Annotated in this window: 14 protein-coding genes; 3 read left to right on the top strand and 11 right to left on the bottom strand. The window is 70.8% G+C overall.

Translation table 11 applies throughout. The annotated features are described in order from the left end of the window. Positions 1 to 88 precede the first annotated feature (88 nt). The 6 genes from QRN44_RS05780 to QRN44_RS05805 all read right to left on the bottom strand — a co-directional run bounded on the left by QRN44_RS05780 (position 89) and on the right by QRN44_RS05805 (position 8,211). The gene (locus tag QRN44_RS05780; RefSeq protein WP_121291316.1) at positions 89 to 877 is read right to left on the bottom strand and encodes an ABC transporter ATP-binding protein; all 789 of its coding nucleotides are present in this window, start codon (positions 875 to 877) and stop codon (positions 89 to 91) included. After that, a complete protein-coding gene (locus tag QRN44_RS05785; protein WP_121291314.1) occupies positions 874 to 2,715 on the bottom strand; it encodes a dipeptide/oligopeptide/nickel ABC transporter permease/ATP-binding protein in 1,842 nt (613 codons plus the stop codon). The genes QRN44_RS05780 and QRN44_RS05785 overlap by 4 nt, the downstream gene beginning before the upstream one ends. A 4-nt stretch (positions 2,716 to 2,719) precedes the next feature. Beyond that, a complete protein-coding gene (locus tag QRN44_RS05790; protein WP_285038522.1) occupies positions 2,720 to 3,772 on the bottom strand; it encodes an ABC transporter permease in 1,053 nt (350 codons plus the stop codon). A 2-nt stretch (positions 3,773 to 3,774) separates the two neighbouring features. Then, complete coding sequence (locus QRN44_RS05795; protein WP_285038523.1) at positions 3,775 to 5,367, bottom strand: ABC transporter substrate-binding protein; 1,593 nt, start codon at positions 5,365 to 5,367, stop codon at positions 3,775 to 3,777. A 106-nt stretch (positions 5,368 to 5,473) separates the two neighbouring features. Continuing rightward, complete coding sequence (locus QRN44_RS05800) at positions 5,474 to 7,078, bottom strand: hydantoinase/oxoprolinase N-terminal domain-containing protein (RefSeq protein WP_064296013.1); 1,605 nt, start codon at positions 7,076 to 7,078, stop codon at positions 5,474 to 5,476. Next, complete coding sequence (locus tag QRN44_RS05805) at positions 7,075 to 8,211, bottom strand: S-methyl thiohydantoin desulfurase family protein (RefSeq protein WP_064296014.1); 1,137 nt, start codon at positions 8,209 to 8,211, stop codon at positions 7,075 to 7,077. Before QRN44_RS05805 ends, QRN44_RS05800 begins: the two co-directional genes overlap by 4 nt. Before the next feature lie 73 nt (positions 8,212 to 8,284). Between QRN44_RS05805 and QRN44_RS05810 the strand changes: the two genes are divergently transcribed. Then, positions 8,285 to 9,784 carry a PucR family transcriptional regulator gene (locus QRN44_RS05810; protein WP_285038524.1) on the top strand — a complete coding sequence of 500 codons (1,500 nt, stop codon included), beginning with the start codon at positions 8,285 to 8,287 and terminating at the stop codon, positions 9,782 to 9,784. 226 nt (positions 9,785 to 10,010) lie between these two features. On the opposite strand, the gene QRN44_RS05815 is transcribed toward QRN44_RS05810, so the two are convergent. Then, positions 10,011 to 10,856, bottom strand: a complete 846-nt coding sequence (locus QRN44_RS05815; protein WP_285038525.1) for an alpha/beta fold hydrolase — start codon at positions 10,854 to 10,856, stop codon at positions 10,011 to 10,013. Positions 10,857 to 11,012: 156 nt separating this feature from the next. Between QRN44_RS05815 and QRN44_RS05820 the strand changes: the two genes are divergently transcribed. Then, positions 11,013 to 11,660, top strand: coding sequence for a pyridoxal 5'-phosphate synthase (locus tag QRN44_RS05820; protein WP_121291306.1), 648 nt, complete (start codon positions 11,013 to 11,015; stop codon positions 11,658 to 11,660). Positions 11,661 to 12,005: 345 nt separating this feature from the next. Here QRN44_RS05820 and QRN44_RS05825 read toward each other — a convergent pair whose 3' ends face one another. Continuing rightward, positions 12,006 to 14,882 (bottom strand): MMPL family transporter, encoded by a 2,877-nt coding sequence (locus QRN44_RS05825; protein ID WP_285038526.1) that lies wholly within the window; start codon positions 14,880 to 14,882, stop codon positions 12,006 to 12,008. A 63-nt stretch (positions 14,883 to 14,945) separates the two neighbouring features. Then, positions 14,946 to 15,593 carry a TetR/AcrR family transcriptional regulator gene (locus QRN44_RS05830; protein ID WP_064296018.1) on the bottom strand — a complete coding sequence of 216 codons (648 nt, stop codon included), beginning with the start codon at positions 15,591 to 15,593 and terminating at the stop codon, positions 14,946 to 14,948. A 155-nt stretch (positions 15,594 to 15,748) separates the two neighbouring features. Between QRN44_RS05830 and QRN44_RS05835 the strand changes: the two genes are divergently transcribed. Further along, positions 15,749 to 16,975 (top strand): MFS transporter, encoded by a 1,227-nt coding sequence (locus tag QRN44_RS05835; protein ID WP_285038527.1) that lies wholly within the window; start codon positions 15,749 to 15,751, stop codon positions 16,973 to 16,975. A 25-nt stretch (positions 16,976 to 17,000) separates the two neighbouring features. Here QRN44_RS05835 and QRN44_RS05840 read toward each other — a convergent pair whose 3' ends face one another. Both QRN44_RS05840 and QRN44_RS05845 read right to left on the bottom strand, forming a co-directional pair. Then, positions 17,001 to 17,870, bottom strand: coding sequence for a helix-turn-helix transcriptional regulator (locus QRN44_RS05840; RefSeq protein ID WP_285038528.1), 870 nt, complete (start codon positions 17,868 to 17,870; stop codon positions 17,001 to 17,003). A 113-nt stretch (positions 17,871 to 17,983) separates the two neighbouring features. Further along, entirely contained in the window at positions 17,984 to 19,150 is a 1,167-nt protein-coding gene (locus QRN44_RS05845) for a hypothetical protein (protein WP_285038529.1), read from the bottom strand. Between the last annotated feature and the right edge of the window lie 193 nt (positions 19,151 to 19,343).

The raw sequence follows: 19,343 nt of genomic DNA on the forward strand, positions 1-19,343 counted from the left end.
GTGCACTTCGACAAGCTCAGTGACCGGGAGAGGTGCACTCAGTGACCGGAAGAGGTGCGCTCAGTGACCGGGAGCAGGAATCCCTCCGCTACTCCTCGTCCCAGGCCATGCGACGGCCCATCACGGGCACGGAGGCCAGGAGTTCTCGGGTGTAGGCGTCCTCGGGAGCAGCGAGGACGGTGGCCGTGGGGCCCGCCTCGACGACCCGGCCGGCCTGCATGACGCTCACCGTGTCGCACATGTAGTTCACGACGGCGAGGTTGTGGGAGATGAACAGCACCGTGAGTTCGAGCTCGCGCTGCAGCTCGCGCAGGAGGTTGAGGACGACGCCCTGCACCGACACGTCGAGCGCCGAGGTGATCTCGTCGGCGATGAGGACCTCCGGTTCGGCCGCGAGCGCCCGGGCGATCGTGATGCGCTGCCGCTGACCACCCGAAAACGCCGACGGCAGGTCATTCGCCCGGTCCGGGTCGATGTGCACGCGCTCGAGCAGCTCACCCACCCGGGACCGCTGCTCCGAGCGACTCCAGGAGCGCCCCGTCGCCCGGGACCCCTCGGCGATCGACAGTCCGATCGGCATGCGCGGGTCGAGCGCGGAGTACGGGTCCTGGAAGACGAGCTGCACGCGTCGACGCGCACGACGGGCAGCGGACGAGCGCCCCACGATGTCGGCGCCGTTCAGTCGGATGCCGCCGGCGCTCGGGATGACGAGACCGACGGCGGCCGCGGCGACCGTCGACTTGCCCGAGCCCGACTCCCCCACGAGCCCGTGGGACGTGCCCGGTCGGACCGTGAGGTCGAAGCCGTCGACCGCGGTGTGCGCGGACGCGCCGTGGCCGTAGCGGACCGTGAGGCCGGAGAATTCGAGACCGGTCATGCGCGCCGTCCTTCGGTGGTGATGGGTCCTTCGACAACCGGATCCTGGGCTTGTCGAAGGGCAGGGACGAGGGGGTCCTCCTCGTCGATCTCGTCGATCGCACCGATGACCGGGAGCGGCATGGTGCGGTCGGAGGTCATGTCGGGGACGCAGGCGATGAGCCCGCGGGTGTACGGATGCCGCGCCTCGTGGAGGCGGTCGGCGTCGAGCGATTCGACGATGCGGCCGTCCTTCATGACGAGGATGCGGTCGCAGAACCCGCTGACGAGGGCGATGTCGTGCGAGATGAGCAGGATCGCAGCGCCCGTCTGCTCCTGCGCCTCGTGGAGGACCCGGAGGACCTGGCGCTGCACCGTCACGTCGAGCGCCGTCGTCGGCTCGTCGGCGATGAGCAGCTTCGGGCGGCCCATGAGTCCCATGCCGATCATGGCCCGCTGGCGCATGCCGCCGGACAGCTCGTGCGGGAACTGCTTCAGGCGCTTGGCCGGAAGCGGGATCCGTACCGACTCGAGTGCGGCCTCGGCACGCTTCGTGGACTCGGCCGTCGAGAGCCCCTCGTGGACCTCGACGGTCTCGCGGAGCTGCTTCCCGATCGTGAGCGAGGGGTTGAGCGAGGTGAGCGGGTCCTGGAAGACCATGGCGAGCTCGAGGCCGAGGCGGCTGCGCTCGGCCTTCGTGAGCGGTGCGGTCATGTCGATCCCGCGGAAGCTCAGCTCCGAGGCCTGTACCGAGGAGTCCGGCCCGAGGAGGGCGGCGATGGCCATCGCGCTCACCGACTTGCCCGATCCGGACTCGCCGACGACACCGACGACCTCTCCGGGCATGATCGTGAGGCTGATGCCGTGGACGCGCTCGACGAGTCGGCCGTCGCGGTCCGGGAAGGCGACGCGGAGGTCGCGCACCTGCACGACGGGCTCCTGGTCGGCCGGGGTCGCAGCCGCAGCCGAGGCGGTCGCGGGAGCCGCGGTGCGACGTCGCGCCGGCGCAGGCAGGCCGAGCAGCCGCTTCGAGGACTCGTTCCAGAGCTCGCCGAGCTGCGTGAAGATGACGCCGCACACGACGAGCGCGATACCGGGACCGATCGCCGCCATCGGGTTGCCGTAGATGCGGGCGATCCCGAGGCCGAGGAGGCGCCCCCAGTCGTACTCGGGTGCCTGCACCCCGAGACCGAGGAAGGACAGGCCGGCGAAGGCGAGCAGCGTGCCGGAGGCGGAGACCGCCGCGTTCACGAGCATCGGCGGGAGCATGTTCGGCATGACGTGCCGGACGAGCACCTCCGCCTGCCCGACACCCGCGATCCGCGCGGCCTTCACGTAGTCGCGACCGATGAGCGACGACGCGAGCGTGTAGGTGAGGCGGGCGAAGGTCGGCACGCCGGCGAACCCGACGGCGAGCATCGCGCCGGTGGCGCTCGCGCCCCAGATCACCGAGAAGAACAGCGCCATGAGGAGCCACGGGAACGACAGCAGGATGTCGATGAGGGCGGTGACGAGTCGGCGGAGCGGTCGAGGCAGGACCGTCGCGACGGCCCCGAGCACGACGCCGCCGACGACCGAGATCGCTGTGGCGCCGAGGGTCAGGAGCACGGACACGCGCGTGGCGACCATGACCCGGGCGAAGACGTCCCGGCCGAGCTCGTCGGTGCCGAAGGGGTGGGCGAGGCTCGCACCGGCGAGGCGGTCGGCGACGGACGTCGTGTCGGCGGCGGACCCCCAGACGGTCGGGCCGACGACCGCGACCACGATGATGAGGAGCGCGCCGATCGCGCCGGTGAGGCCGCGCGGGGTGCGGAGGCGGTCGAGCACCGGCGACCGGTTCGAGCGGGTGGATGCACGCATGAGCTCAGCCCTCCGTGATCGAGGAGCGCGGATCGATCGTCGCGAGCGCGATGTCGATGAGGAGGTTGAGGCCGAGGACGAGGATCGCGTACACGAGCACGATGCCCTGGATCATCGGGTAGTCCTTCGAGGTGATCGACGAGACGATGCTCGTCCCGAGACCAGGGATGGCGAAGACCGTCTCGATGAGCACGGTGCCGGCGACCATGCCCGTGAGGATGATGCCGCCGATCGTGAGCGTGGACGTCACCATGTTCGGCAGCGCGTGCCGGAGGTAGACGAGGTGCGTCGGAAGGCGCTTGCTCCGTGCCGTGGTCATGTACGGCATCTCGAGGACGGCCAGCATCTCCACGTGCACGATGCGGGCCAGATACGCCATCGGACCGACCGCGAGGGCCACCACCGGCAGGATCGCCTGGTCGAAGCCTCCCCAGCCGGCGGCCGGGAGCACCTTGAGCCCGATGCTGAACACGGCGATGAGACCGACGGCGAGCAGGAGGCTCGGGATGGCGATCAGCACGCCGAGCAGACCCGAGACGCCGAGGTCGGCGAGTCGGCGGCGGCCGGTGCGCGAGGACACCGCGGTCGCGACGCCGATGGGGAAGGCGCCGATCGCCGCGAGGAGGAAGGACGCGACCGCGAGGGTGAGCGTCACCGGGAAGCGCTGCGCGATCGTGTCGGCGACCGGCCGCTGCGACCCGATCGCCGTGCCGAAGTCGCCGCGGAACAGTCCGCTGACGTAGTTGACGAACTGCTCCGGCACCGGCACGTTCAAGCCGAGGTCGGCGCGCGTCCGCTCGACGAGTTCCGGCGTCGCACTGTTCCCGAGCGCAGCGCGCACCGGGTCGCCCGGCACGAGCTGCACGATCAGGAACGTCGCGACGATGACGATGGCGAGGGAGACGAGCACCCGGCCGAGTCGTCGGAGGATGAAGGACGTCCGCGAGGAGAGTCCGCCGAGGACGCCACGACCCCCTCGACGCGCGACCGCCGGGCCGCCGGGGCCCGTGGCCGGGTCGGTGGCCTGCCCGGTGGTCACGGTCGAGGGGATCGCCATGATCAGCCGACCATCCGGATGCTCGTCGGGCGGATGAAGTTCGGCCGCTCGACCTCGGCGCCGTTCAGGTACATGAAGTCCTGCGCGTCGGCGATCGGGAACACGTCCGTCCGCTCGATGAGCTTCGCCTCCGCCTGCTGCCAGAGGTCGCAGGTCTCCTCGGGGCTGGCCGTCTTGGCCTGCTCGGCGAGCGCGTCGTACTCCGGGTTGTCGACGAACATGAAGTTGTTGCCGCCCTTGTCCGGGGTCTCGCCACCGAAGAAGGTGTTCACGATGACCGGTCCGCCGGGAGCGATCTGCACGAAGCCGGTGTCCCAGTCGAAGGTCGAGAACAGCTGCTCGGACCAGGCGTTCGCGTCATTGCCCGACAGCTCGGTCGTGACGCCCAGCTCGTCCCAGGTCTGCTGCACGAGCTCGGCCGCCGCCGCGTGGCTCGGGGTGGCCGCGTCGTAGATGAACTTGATCGTCAGCGGCTCACCGTCCTTCGACCGCTTGCCATCGGAACCGAGCTTCCAGCCCGCCTCATCGAGCAGCTCGCCGGACTTCTCGACGTCCGTCTCGGGGAGCGTCCACTGCGGGCCGTCGGCGACGCAGAGGTACGGGCTCTTCACGACGAGCGACTTCGACTCCTCGGCGGTGCCGTCGGTGACGACCTCGCCGACCTGCTCGCGGTCGATCGCGGTGACGAGGGCCTCACGGACGAGCGGGTCGGAGGTGGGACGCTCGGGACGCTCGTTGAAGAGCATCTCGCCGATCGGGTTGCGCACGCCCTCGCTGCCGAGACCGGCCGCCTCGACGCGGTCCTGGTCGGCGCCGCCGATGCTCGCGGCGTTCACGTCACCGGAGAGCAGCAGGTTCGCGGCGGTCCCTGGGTCGGTGACGACGCGGACCTCGAAGGTGTCCGGCAGGCCCTTGGTGTCGCTCGTGACGTCCTCTGGACCCCAGGTGTAGTCGTCGCGCTTCGTGAAGGTGTAGCTGGAACCCGGGGTCGCCTTGTCGAGGGTGAAGAGGCCGGTGCCGTTCATCGTCTCGACGAGGGAGTCGGGGTCGTCGAGGCCGGCCTGGCAGACCATCTCGACGGTGCCGGTGTTGGCGAGGATGAACGGGTCGGGCGTCGAGCTCGTGACGGTGAGCTGGTTGCCGTCGGCGGTCGCGGTCATCCGCTCGGAGACCTGCGCGCCGTAGTAGAAGGTCGCGTTGGCCGGGTCGGCGTTGTAGGTGATGTTTGCCGCGGCGGTCTCCGCGGTGAACGGGGTGCCGTCCGCGCAGGTGATGCCGTCCTTGAGCGTGTAGGTGATGGAGGTGGAGCTCGCGTCCTCCTCCCAGCTCTCGGCCAGCCACGGCAGGAGCTCGCCGTCGGCGTTGACGTACACGAGCGACTCGTAGTGGAAGCTGATGATCTCGCGGGCCTCGAGGCTGATGCCCGTCATGGGGACGAGGCTGCCGGGGTCGCCGCTCATCGCGGTGACGAAGGTGCCGCCGGAGACGTACTCGCCGGAGGAATCGGAGGATTGCGAGGAGGTGCACGCGGTGAGGGCCACCGCGGTGAGGGCCGCGGCGGCGAGGGCCGCCGCGGCTTTCCGCTTGCTGTTCATACTGGATCCTTCGTACTCGGGTGGCCGTGGTGCGCGGGTGGCCGGATCAGATGGGGTGAGGTGCCGGGCTGGTGCTGGTGGAGAGCTGTGCTGGTGCTGGGGTGGGTCAGATGCGCTGTCGGGTCGCCGTTCCGATGCGGGCGAGCGGACCCGCCGCCTTCACGGAGACCTTCAGGGTGGGACGGGTGGCGTACGAGACGGGGGTCTCGAGCACGTCGACGATCTCGACCGAGCGCGGGTCTGCGCCGGCCTGGATCGCCTTCTCGATCGCGGAGCGTCCTGCCTCCTCGATGGCGGCTGCGCGGTCGGCGAAGTCGCAGAGCTGATCGGAGCGCCCACCGGCGAGCGCGATGGCCGCGCCCACGGCGTTGGCGACGTTGCCGCGCGCCGGGCGCAGGACCTCGCTCGCGCCGAGGACGGCGTCCGGGACGAGGAATCCTCCGCCGCCGACGACGACGAGCGGGAGGCCGGTGCGGCCGAGCGACATGCGCTCGACGGCGGACTCGATGCGTTCGTGGGCGACGCCGAGCGCGTGCTCGAGTGCTTGGCGGGTCGCGCGGTCGAGGGGCGGCAGCTCGCGGTCGGCGATGCCGAACTGGAGCGAGGCCGCGTCGGTGAGGGTCGGGGTGGTGCCGCCGAACAGCAGCGCCTCCTCGGTGAGCCGGTAGCCGACCGAGTCGTGCCGCGGGACACCGGTCGCGGTGTCGACGATCGTGCCGCCGCCGAGGCCGACGCTCAGGATGTCGGGCATGCGGAAGTTCGTCCGCACGCCACCGACCTCGCGGGGCAGGGTCGACTCGCGGGGGAACCGGTCGACGAGCACGCCGAGGTCGCTCGTCGTGCCGCCGACGTCGATGATGATCGCGTTGTCGGCACCGGAGAGGAACGCGGCACCGCGGATGGAGTTCGCCGGCCCGGAACCGATCGTGAGCACCGGATAGCGCGCCGCGTACTCGACGGCCATGAGCGTGCCGTCGTTCTGGGCGAAGTAGGTGGTCGCGTCGAGTCGCTCCTCGGCGACGACGGTCGTGAGCGCGTTCGTGACGTCGCGGGCGACGGCGTAGAGGGACGCGTTCAGGACGGTCGCGTTCTCGCGCTCCAACAGGCCGAGCGCGCCGATCTCGTGGCTCAGCGACACCGGGATGTCGACCCCGACGTGGTCCTGGACGAGCGCCTCGACCTCGAGCTCCTGCTCGGGGAACGACGGGCTGAAGATACCGCAGACGGCGACGGCGTCGAAGGTGCCGGCCAGGGCGTCGAGCTCCCGGCGGATGAGGTCGCGGTCGAGCGGGGCGATCGGGTAGCCGTCGACGAGGTGGCCGCCGCCGGCGAGGATGCTCCCCGCGAGGACGACGTCGCGCAGCTCCCGCGGCCAGCCGGCGAGCGGCGGGAGCGAGGTGGCGGCGGGCGAGCCGAGCCGGATGACGACGACGCGTCCGAGGTCGCGACGGTTGACGATCGCGTTCGTCGCGTGGGTGGTGCCGAGCATGACGCGGGTGACGAGGCCCCGGTCGTCACCGAGCTGGTCGAGGACCTCGGCGAGCGCCGCCCGGATACCGCCGGTGACGTCGCGGGTGGTGGGCTGCTTCGTCCACGAGACGACCTCGCCCGTACCCGAGAGCGCGACGGCGTCGGTGTTGGTCCCGCCGACGTCGATGCCGATCGCGAGCTCACCCGAGGTGTCGGTGACGGTGCTGGTGCCGGCGCTCATCGGGTCGCTCCAATGGTCTCGTCGGCGCTCACGCCGAACGGCTCGTAGTCGAGGTCGTAGCCGAACGCGCGCGGGCCGGCGAGTTCGAGGCCGCGCTCGGTGCGCCACAGTGGGTCGCACGCCCAGGCGAGGACGCTCACCCGTTGTCCGAAGCGCAGCATCTCGGTGGAGATCGCGTCGCCCGTCTCGGAGTCGACGATCGTGACGAGGTCGGGGACGCTGACGATGACCGCTCCGTCCTCCATGACGACGAGGTTCTCGTTCTGGATCTCCACGCGGGTGAGGCGACCGCGGTGCTCGCCGATCCCCTCGACCGTGACGGAGCCGCGGGTGAACCCGCCCTCGGTGCGGCGCTCGATGTCGACGACCTTGCCGCCGGTGATGAGGGATGCGCCGAGTTCGTCCGTGAGTGCGCCGACGGGGTCGGTGGCGGTGAGGAGCCGTCGCCCGACCTGCACGGCGCGACTGACGCTGCCCTCGATGACCGCGCCGCGGACGGTGTCGCGGTCCATGACGTAGTTGGCGCCGATCGAGATCGCTCCGCTGGCCACGGTGAGGGCGCGGGCGTGGCGCTCGAGCCAGGCGAGGCTGACCGGCCGCAGGATCGAGACGTTGCCGATCACGTCGCTGAGGACCGCGTACCCGGGCGGGAGGTTCGCGACGTTCATCGCGGTCATCGGCGCTTCCGGGAAGGCACGTCCCATGCCGTCGGCGTCGAGGATGCTGAGGCCGAGGCTCGCGGCCCAGCCGACGGGCCCGACGCCGTTGCTGCCGCCGATCTCCGTCGCCATGATCGTGGTGATGCGCTTGCCCGTGAGTCGCTCGATCTCCTCGACGATGATCTCGGCCTGGCCGCTCGCGCCGAGCATCTCGAAACCCACCGAAGGGGCACCGATGCCGGACATGGCGACGACCACGTCGTCCGCGTCGAGGTCGGCGACCTGTTTGACGGGGACCGGTCCGAACCGCTCCAGGGCGATCTCGACGCCGAGCTGCGGGGTCTGCACCGCGCCGCCGCCTCCGGTGCCGAAGATGGCGCATCCTGCGGCGAGCGCCGGCACGTCGGCCAGGGTGATGCTGGTGATCGGCGTGGCCGACGCTGCGGAGCGTGCAGCGGGGTGGTTCGTTGACATGTACCGAGCGTAGGCAGGGTCGGGAAACACGACAATGTTCCCCCAGCCCACACAATCGGGGCAGAATGTGCTCATGGCCCAAGTCACCGTCGCGGACGTCATCCTCCAAGCCGAGCATCTCGGCGCCCGTTGCGTCGCCGGTGCCCCCGCGGGCGTGCCGGTCACCGGCGTCGAGATCCTCGCGCTCGACGAGTTGAACGACGCGACCGAGCACTCCATCGCCATCGTGACGACCCCCGATGGCGCCGTCCCGAGGCCGTACCAGGTCGACATCGCCATCCGCCGGGCCATCGCCGCGGGCTGTGCCGGCCTCGTGTTCGTCGGTGCGTTCCCGGTCGCCGAGACCTCACGGGCCCTCGCGGACCGCGGTGGTCTGCCGGTCATCATGAGCGAGGGCATCGCCTCCGACCTCGCCGTGCTCATGGACCGCACCATCCGCGGCGGGGCCGAGGAGGCGATGTCGCGCGCCGAGTTCGCGATCCAACGGGTGATCAGCGCGTCCGCGGCCGAAGCGGAGCAGGCGTCAGGTGTCGGCGTGCGGGAGGCGATCCTCGAGGTCGCCAGCACGACGCTCGGGGTGCCGGTCACGCTCGTCGAGGATGCGAGCGCCAGCTGGCTCGAACCCGACGCGGTGTGCATCGGTGAGATCCCGATCGGCCGCGTCCACGCCGAGCGTGACGACCCGGCGGCGGCGATCGCCCTCCCGGTCATCGCCTCCGTCCTCTCGCGCGCACTGCAACGGGAGCTGCACGGACGGTTCGGGTCGGTGCGCTCGCGGGCGGAGCTCATCATCGAGCTGATCTTCGCCGAGTCGTTCCGCATCGACGGCTTCGCGATGGACGCGGTCCGCGCCGGGCTGCCGTTGCAGCTGTCGCACGCGGTGGCGTGGCTGACCCCGAAGCACGCGAGCGATCCCGACCGTCGGGCGCCCACCGTCCTCGCGCCGTCCGTCGAACTGTTCGCCCTCCAACTCGTCGACCAGCGCGAGGAGCAGTGGCACCTCGCGATGCGGCGCGACGAGATCGTCGTCATCGCCTCGGAGGAGCTCGGCGCACCCGACCACCAGCGGCGCCTGCGCGACGTGATGGAGCGGATCGTCGCGCACGCCGCGACGATCGCAGGGCCGGAGTGGACGTTCACCGTCGGGCTCGGGACGCCGCAGAGCGGGGCGGCGGGGCTCCGGCAGTCGGCGACCGAGGCGCGGGTCGCTGCGGAGGCCGCCATCGCGGGTGGTCGCTTCGGCACCATGGAGGCGACGGACGTCACCGGGCTGCGGCGGGTGCTCCTCGACTTCTACGCCTCACCGCTCAGCCGGACGCTGCTCGACGACATCCTCTCGCCGCTCGACGCCCTCGGGCCGGAGCGGGCCACGATCTCGGTGCGGACGCTGCTCGCGTACCTCAGCCATCGCAACTCGCTGGCGCGTGCCGGGGCGGAACTGAACCTGCATCCGAACGCGGTGAACTACCGGATCCGGCGCATCGAGCAGTCGCTCGAACTCGACCTCGCCGACCCCGACGTCCGCTTCGCCGCGGAACTCGCCTGCCGGGTGCGCCTCATCGGCATGCCGTAGCCCCGGTCCCCCGGCCCCCCGGTCCCTGAGCCTGTCGAAGGGCAGCCCTCCCCGAGCCCGCGGTCCCTGCCTCAACCCCCGGTCCCTGAGCCTGTCGAAGGCCCACGAACAACCCTCCCGTCAGCGACACGTCCCCCGTGCTGCATTTCGACAAGCTCGATGACCGGACGAAGCCACCCCGCTCCCTGAGCCTGTCGAAGGGCCTGCGAGCACCTCCCGGCCAAGCTCAACGACCGGACGAAGTCTTCGCCACCCGGACGATGCCGGCGGCGAGCGTCGGCCAGAGCTCGGCGGGGATGAGATGCCCCATGCCGGGGAGGACGTGGAGCTCGGCCGCCGGCATCGCCTGAGCGATGTCCGCGGCGGAGGACCAGTGCAGGACGTCGTCCTCGCGACCGTGGAGCACGAGCGTCGGTACGGTCACGTCGCGCAGTCGCTCGAGTCGCTCCGGTGCACGCAGGAGCGCCGCCCACTGCCGGCTGAAGCCCTCTGGCGCGTAGCCACGATCGTAGGCCTCACCTGTCGCCCACACCTCCCAGGCGGTGTCCGGCTGGTAGCGCGCGCCGGGCACGGGTGCGGCGAGCTCCGCCATCGCGGCGACGGACTCCTCCCGGGTGTACCGCACCGGCTCGACGAGCAGCTCGGGCCGCTCGCCGTGCAGGATGTAGCGCGGGTCCTGGCCGGGGATCGTGGACAGCAGGCCGAGGCTCAGCACGCGCTCCGGGTGGTCGAGCGCGACCATCTGCGCCATCATGCCGCCCATCGAGTGCCCGACGAGGTGCGCCTGTTCGACCCCGAGGTGGTCGAGCACCCGCAGGACGTCGTCGCCCATGTCGCCGAGCGAGTACCCGCCGTCGAGGTCGGTCTCGCCGCCGAACCGCTGCGAGAAGCCGACGTCGCGGTTGTCGAACCGCACGACCCGGAAGCCCTCGTCCACGAGCATTCTCCGGAACGGATCGCGCCAGGTGAGCAGCTGGGCGCCGCCGCCGGCGATGAGCACGATCACCGGGTGGGCGGGGTCGCCCTCCACCTCGTAGTAGATCGAGACGTCGTCGGTGTCGGTGTACGGCATGCGGTACCCACTCTCTCGGAGGTGCGCCCTGGCGGGCGTTTCGAGGCTAGCCCGCGGCCTGTCCGGGCACCATGTGTCAGGACACCACGGTTCCGGAGGAGACTGTGCCGACGCCCCAGTCGTCGGTACCGAGGGCAACGCGGGTAGGCTCGCGACATGAGCGCCGAACCCCTCTCCGGAGACGACACCCTGCAGCTGCCCGAGTTCGAGACCCCGCCCGCCGAGCCCATGCTGCTCGCTCAGCAGTGGCTCGCCGCAGCGATCGAGCGGGACGTCAGCGAACCCCGATCGATGACCCTCGCGACCGCCACCTCGGTGGGCGTCGTGAGCGCGCGCACCGTCGATGTGAAGACCCTCGACGATCGCGGCCTGATCTTCGGCTCCTCGACCGAGAGCCGGAAGGGCGGGCAGCTCGCCGAGAACCCGAGCGCCGCCCTCCAGGTGTACTGGCGCGAGACGATGCAGCAGCTCCGCTTCGAGGGCCGCGTCGAGCAGCTGAGCGACGAGGAGTCCGACGCCTTGTTCGCCGACCGCTCGCCCAAGTCACGAGCGGCGACGGCGGTCGCCCACCAGTCGACGCCGTTCCGCGACGGCCCGGAGGAGACCCTCGACGCCCTCATCGCGCGGGCCAACGAGCTGCTCGAGCGCGAGGGCGATGATGTCCCGCGGCCGGCCACCTGGGTCGGGTTCCGGCTGGTCCCGGACATGGTCGAGTTCTGGCATGCCAGCCGCGACCGCATGCACCGGCGCCTCCGCTACCTCGCGGCCGACGGCGGCTGGATCGTGGACCGCCTGCAGCCGTAGCGGAGAGGCGACCACCGGCCGCCTCCCCTAACCCGGTCGTCGAGCCCAACCCGGTCATTGAGCCTGTCGAAATGCACCCCGACAACCCCGCCCTTCGACAGGCTCAGGGACCGAGTAGGTCGCTCAGGGACCGAGCAGGCCGGTCGTCGAGCCCCACCCCGGTCATTGAGCCTGTCGAAATGCACCCGGAGAAACCCCGCCCTTCGACAAGCTCAGGGACCGGATGGGGGCTCAGGGACCGACCAGCCCTTCGACAGGCTCAGGGACCGGATGGGGGGCTCAGGGACCGGACACCCGGACAGGCTCAGGGACCGAGTAGGTCGCTCAGGGACCGGACCGCTCGCGCTACCTCGGCGCGCGGACGACCACGACGCCACCGACGGGCGGCTCGACGACCGCGGTGCCGTTGTCGGCGTCGACCGCGATGACGTAGGCACCGACGGCCACGCGCTGTACACCGGCGGTCGCAGGGTGCACGACGACGTCGAGCCCGGGCTCCACCCGGGAGACCTGCTGGTCGGCCGGGTCGGGGTCCGTCGTGAGCACGTGCGCCGGGTGTGTCCGCTCGGCGGCGGCTGCCGCCTCCCGGCGGGTCAGCTCACTCGACGGCGCGGCCACGTGTGCGGCCGTCCCCGCGGTCACGCCGGCTCCGAGGGCCGCCGTCTCCGCGCCGTCGACCGCGTTCCGCGGCTCGCCGCTCGACGGGGCGGTCGCGACCGAACCCGTGTCATGCGGGTGGCTGCGCTCGAGCGCGGCACCCTCGACGTCGACGTTCGGGAGGATGCGGTCGAGCCACTTCGGGATCCACCAGGCGCTCTTCCCGAGCAGGTGCATGACCGCCGGGATGAGGAGCATGCGGACGACGAACGCGTCGACGAGCACACCGAAGGCGAGACCGAACCCGATCGACCGGATCATCGCCGAGTGGGAGAAGATGAACCCGCCGAACACGGAGATCATGATGATCGCCGCCGCGACGACGACCGTCCGGCCGGCGTGCAGGCCACGCTGGACCGCCAGGCGCGCCGGGGCACCGTGGGCGAACGCCTCGCGCATGCCGGACACGAGGAACAGCTGGTAGTCCATCGCGAGCCCGAAGAGGATGCCGATCAGGATCGTCGGCAGGAAGCTCAGGATGGGTTCCGGGTCGTGCACGCCGAACACCGGTCCGAGCCAGCCCCACTGGAAGATCGCCGTGATACCACCGAAGGTCGCCGCGAGCGACAGCATGAAGCCGAGCGTCGCCGTGAGCGGCACGAGGATCGAGCGGAACACGAGGATCATGATGATCAGCGACAGGCCGACCACGAGCGCCAGGTAGAGCGGGAGGGCGTCGGACAGCTGCTTCGAGACGTCGATGTTGCCGCTCGCGCTGCCGGCCACGCCGAGCTCGACGTCACCCGACAGCGGCGAGAGGTCGCGCAGGTCGCGGACGAGCTGCTCCGTGGAGACCGCGTTCGGGCCCTCCTTCGGGATCACCTGGAAGGCGAGCACGGAGTTGTCGTCCGAGGCGCCCACCGGCGCGACGGCCTTCACGTCGTCCTGGTCGGCGATCTCCTGGCCGATCCGCACCTGCTCCTCGAGGACCTCCTCGTCGGTGGCGGCGTCGGGCAGCGTGGCGACGACGAGTAGCGGCCCGTTGACGCCGGCACCGAACTTGTCCTCGATGAGCGTGTAGGACTGGTACTGCGTCGAGTCGACGGCTTCCGAGCTGCCGTCCGGCAGGCCGAGGCGCATGTCGAGCGCGGGGATCGCGACGACGCCGAGCACGACGAGTCCGGCGACGAGCGTGCCGACGGCGCGCAGCGTGCCCATGGGCTTGGTCGGGACGGCGTCCGGACGCGGCGTGCCGATGGTGCCGCGTGCCTTCCGGCTGAGGATGCGGAGGCCGAGCAGCGACAGCAGGGCGGGCGTCAAGGTGACCGCGAGCAGGATCGCGACGGCGACGCAGATCGCGCCGACGGTGCCCATCAGGCCGAGGAAGGGGATGCCCGTGACGTTGAGCGCCAGCAGCGCGACGAGGACGGTCGATCCGGCGAAGACGACGGCGTTGCCCGAGGTGCCGTTCGCCAGTCCGATGGACTCGTGCAGCTCGACGCCCGCGAGCAGCTGCTTGCGGTGTCGGTTGAGGATGAACAGCGAGTAGTCGATGCCGACCGCGAGCCCGAGCATGACGCCGAGTACCGGCGTGATCGAGAGCATGTCGACGACACCCGAGAGCGAGAGCGACGCGGTGACACCGACACCGACGCCGACGATCGCGGAGACGAGCGGGAGCGATGCGGCGATGACCGTGCCGAGCATGACGAGCAGCGTGATCGCCGCGATGATGAGGCCGATCGCCTCACCCACGCCGAACAGCTGCGGCAGGCTCTGCGCGAGCTCGTTCGAGAACTCGACCTCGACGCCCGACGGGACGTCCTTCTTCACCTGGTCGATGACCGACTGCTTCGTCTCCGGCGTGACCTCCTGCTGACGCTTGTCGAAGACGACGTTCGCGACCGCTGTGGTGTCGTCGGTGGAGACGGTGCGGATGCCCGAGGAGAGGTCGAGGAGCTGGGAGGAGAGCTCGAGCTTCGTGCTCTGCTCGTCGAGCTTCGCGAGGTTCTCGGTGATGGTGGCCTGCTGGGCGTCGAGCGCCGTCTGCTGCTGCGTGATGGCGGTCTGCTGGGCGTCGAACTGGGCCTGTGCGGCGGCCGGGAGCGTGCCGCCGGCGGCCTGCTGCGCCTGGGCGAGCGCGGCGCTCAGCTGGGTCTGCGCGTCGGTCAGCTGCTGCTGTCCGGCGTCGAGCTGCGTCTGGCCGTCGGTGAGCTGGGTGCGGCCGTCGTCGATCTGCGTCTTGCCGTCGGAGATCTGCTTCGCCTGGTCGGCGATCGTCTCCTGCGTCTCGAAGGGGTTGACCGTGGTGTCGACGCCCTTCAGGTCGGCCGTCTCGTCGAGCAGCTCGCCGATCGCGGTCTTCTGGCTGTCGGTGAAGGCGTCGCCGTCCTTCGTGTGGAACACCATCGCCCCGGTGCCGCCGGACGCGCTCGGGAACGACTCCTCGAGCTGGTCGGTGACCTTCGCGGTCGGCGTGCCCGGGATGGTGACGGCGCTCGAGAGGGTGCCGCCGAAGGCGAGGAACGCGCCGACCGAGATGCCGAGGATCACGATCCAGGAGATGAGGACGGCCCACGCGCGACGCGCGGAGAAGCGTCCGAGGCGATACAGCAGTTCAGCCAAGGGAGTCTCGATTCTTCGGGAGGTGGTGCTGGTGTCGTGTGCGGGGACGGAACGGGAAGCGGGTCAGTGCGTGGACGCGTAGCCGGTGCGGACGCTCGCGATGAGCCGTTCCAGCAGGTCGGTCCAGAGGGCACGGGCTTCATCGTCCGTGGTGGCGCCGGTACTCGCGATCCAGTGGTGGGCGAGCACTTCGACACCGTGCATGAGGGAGGACACCAGGAAGCCGGCCTCGAGTTCGTCGACGTCGGTGTTGCGCTCGGCCAGTTCGTGGGCGAGTTCCTGGGTGGTGCGGGAGAAGGTGGCCTGGAAGAGCTGCTGCGGGCGCGAGTCGTCGGGTGCGAAGCCGCCGAGCGCGTTCCAGAGGAAGGCGATGACGCGGGGGATGTCGGTCGTGCGAAGCGCTGCGGCGACGTCCTCGAACATCGACACGCGCGACCCGGGGCCTGCCGGTCGTGCGTTGACGGCGGACCGGAAGCTCTCGATCACGACGGCCAGCTCCTCCGTGCAGGAGGTGGTGACGAGGTCGTCGATCGAGGAGAAGTGGTTGAACACCGTGCGGCGCGAGACGTCGGCGCGCTCGGCGATGACGTCGACGTTGAACCCCGCGATGCCCTGCTCCGCGATCATGACGCGGGCGGCGTCGAGGATCGCCCGATGGTGGCGCGCGCGGAGGGCGGCGCGTCGATCCTCGGCGGGGGCGGTGGTGGACACGTGGGTACATTACGTGCACCGATGCACTGAGTGCAACTTGTTGACCATGGTCTCAGGCGACTCTCGGCAGGGCACGGCGCCTCCGGTGGACTGACGGTCGGCTCGAGTGGACGGGAGGTCGGATGCGACCGCTTCGTCTCGGGCAGGCTTGAGGCATGACGACAGACGAGAAGCTCGATGCTCCACGAACGGGCTCGGTCCCCACGACGCACACAACCGCGTCCGCCGCCCCTCGCACGCGGACCGCATGGGCCGCCGTCGCCGTGATGATGGCGACGAGCTTCGTGCTCGTGCTCGCCGAGTTCCTGCCGCCGAGCCTGCTGCCGTCGATGGCAGCCTCGCTCGGGATCACCGAGGGCCAGGCAGGCCAGGCCGTCACCGCGACGGCGTTCATCGGCTTCCTCACCGCACCGACGATCGGCATCCTCGTCCCGCGGCTCGACCGCCGCCTCCTGCTCGTCCTGCTCGCAGCGGCCGCCGCGGTGTCGAGCGCGCTCGTCGCGATCTCCGGCGACTTCGTCATGCTGCTCATCGCCCGCCTCCTACTCGGCGCAGCCCTCGGCGCCTTCTGGGCGATGTCGATCGCGATCGCCGCCCGGTTGTCCGCTCCGCACCACCTCGGTCGGGCGATCATGCTCGTGAACACCGGCACCACCGTCGCGACGGTCGCCGGTGTCCCGGTGGGCACCTACCTCGGTTCGGTCATGGACTGGCGCCTCATCTTCGCCGGTGTCGCGGTCATCACCGCGGTGGTGGCCGTCGCACTGCGGCTCGTGCTCCCGCCCGTCGCCCCGGCTCCGTCGAGCGGCGGTCTGCGGTCGCTCGTCGACACGCTCCGGGTCCCCGGGATCCGCGTCGGCCTCACGGGGCACATCCTGACCGTCCTCGGCCACTTCATCGCCTTCACCTACATCCGGCTCGCGATCGAGCGGGTGCCGGACCTCGACGCGGCCGGTGTGGCCGTCCTCCTCGCGGCGTTCGGCCTCGGCGGCGTGGTCGGCAACTTCGTGATCGGACTCCTCGTCGACCGCCACCTCGCGGCTTTGCGCTTCGTCGTCCCGGCCTTCATCGGCGTCTCGATCGCACTCGTGACCCTGTTCCCGGGGCAGCCCTGGATCGTGACCATCGCGATCACCACCTGGGGCATGGGCTTCGGCGCCTGGCTCACGACCCTGAGCACGTGGATGGGTCGCCTCGTCCCGGACCGCATGGAGTCCGGCGGCGGACTCGTCGTCGCGGGGTTCCAGCTCGCGATCACCGTCGGTGCCGGAGCGGGTGGACTGCTCGTCGACGCGGTCGGCATCGTCCCGGCGCTCACGGTCGCGGCGATCTCCGCGATCATCGGTGGCATCGTCTTCGGGTCGGCGCGCACCGCGCGGTGACGCCGAAGGCTGCCCGGCCGACCGCCTACGCGGCGAGCGCCGCCTCGGCACGCCAGCGCGCCGGCGTGAGGCCCGTGTACCGCTGGAAGGCGCGCGCGAACCCGTCTTCCGACACGTAGCCGAGTGCGCCGGCGAGCTCGGCCACGGACGCGTCGCCCGTGAGGATGAGCCCCTTCGCCGTCTCCATGCGAACGGTCGTGAGGTAGGCGCGCGGGGTGTGCCCGACGACCTCGCGGAACCGCTCCGCGAACGCCGACCGCGACATCATGGCGGTTCGGGCGAGCGTCTCGAAGGTCCACGGTCGCCCAGGTTCGGCGTGCAGGGCGTCGAGGACCGCACCGATGTGCGGGTCGCCGATGCGCTGCAGCCAGCGCTCCGGTGCGCAGCCGGCCTCGTTCCAGGTGCGCAGCGCGGCCGACACGATCGTGGTCGCGATGCGGCTGCAGATGACGCTGTCGCCCGGCCGCGGACGACCAGCCGCCTGCGGGCAGCCCATACCTTCCAGGAGCGCCACCATCGAGGGCTCCTGCCCGGCGAAATCTGCGACGTACAGGTGCTCGGGCAGCGTCTCCGCCACCTGCTGGCGTTGACCCGGCGGGGTGAACGCGACGTCGAGCAGCTCCGCGTCCTCGAGCGCGACCACCGTCGTGGCGTGGGCGCGAGGGAAGAAGACGAGGTCCCCGGCGTCGAGGTCGCGGCTGCCGTCGGCGGCGCTGAGGCGGACGCGTCCGCTGGAGAGGTAGACGAAGCCGGATGCCGCGTGCGGCCGCCGCAGCGGAACGTTCGCGGCGAGGCGGTCGCGGTCGGTGCCGTGGATCGTCCACTCCAAGCTCGCGAGCGCGCGATCGAAGGTGTCGGTCGCGGGCCCTGCGGGAGCGGTCAGGGTGGTGGTCACACCGTCGTGAACGCGAATGCGTCACCGGATGTTCCGCGACCCTGCACGCTGAGTCGCCCGGATCTGTCCGGTTTCGGAGTGGATCCGAGCAGATTCGGGCGACTCGGTTGCGGCTAGCGCCCGTCGATCACGGACATCAACCCCGCGAAGGCGAAGGCGCCCGGGATGACGTACAGCAGCGTGCGGGTGACGAGCCAGCTGACCGCACCGACGGCCACCCAGATCGCATGGAAGCGCGCCCGCACCGTGAGGCGACGACCCTCCTCGCCGACGACCGTCTCCTTCCGGGTCCAGACCTGCTCAGCCTCCATGGCGTCCCGTGCCGCCTCGAGGACGCTTCCCGCGTCCTGCCCTGCCACCCGTTCGTCACGGTACCGCTCAGCCCTCGTGATGAGACGCGGGACGAGGTCGCTGAGGATCGCGTCGACGGCGACCCAGGGGGCGGCGTGCGAGAAGTCGGCGGCCGGCCGACTGAAGAAGACGACCCGATCGTCGACCATCTCCACGTTGTAGTACGCCGCGGTGCTGACGAGCGACGACATCACGTCGGGGGTCAGCACGTATCGCGCGTCCGTTCCGTAGCCGGACGGTGCGTAGACGCGGAACCACCGGTCGAAGTCGCCCTCGAGGGAGATACGCAGACCCCGGTCGAGGCCCGGCGGCAGGTCGCTGCGGACGGTGTCGTTCGTCGTCGCGTCGAGCAGGAGGTGCGGGAGCGGGGCCGGTAACTGCACGGTGAGGTAGTGCCAGTCCCGCGACCGCTTCACGTCGTCGACGAGGTTGCCGAACTCGACCCGATCGCCGACGAACCGCGGGTGGGACGACAGCTGCGGCCCCGGCGTGGTGATGAAGGCGTTGTTGTACTTCCCCGTCGTGGTGATGAGCGAGGAGAACATCGCCCGTCCTTTCGGCTCCTCCCCGAATCCGTTCGTCACCGCCGTCAGGTGGGTCCGCCACTCGGCGAGGCGTGCCTTCGGGGATGGCGGACGTCGCGACCAGCGGTACAGGAACCAGGCCCCGACGAGGAGACCCACGAGGACGAGCACGGCGACGACCAACCCGACGACGTCATCGATCTCGACGCGACCGTCGTGGTACTCGTCGACGCTGACCCCGACCGAGACGAGGGCGATCGCGAGGTACCAGAGGACGAGACTGAAGTAGAGGTGGAAGAGCACCCTCCGCCCGGTGGGCACCCACTTGGACCGGCCAGAGCGACGCTCGTCCGCCATCGCCGCGGCGACCTCGTGTTCGGGCGCCGTCAGCCACCGCAGTTCCACCGACCAGATCCCCTCGACGCCCTCGACGTCCAAGCCTAGGACAGCGCGCGCGTGACTATACGCCTGTCGGCACGCGGATGACACACCCAGCGGGAATCCTCCGGCGGGCGCAGGCTGGGTGCGAGTGCCGCTCCGCCGGGGTGGGCACCGAGCACTGCACCACCGCGCCGGTCAGGCGTCGAACCAGTCCTCG

It is taken from the genome of Plantibacter sp. lyk4-40-MEA-4 (assembly GCF_030209415.1).
Lineage (GTDB): Bacteria > Actinomycetota > Actinomycetes > Actinomycetales > Microbacteriaceae > Plantibacter > Plantibacter flavus_A.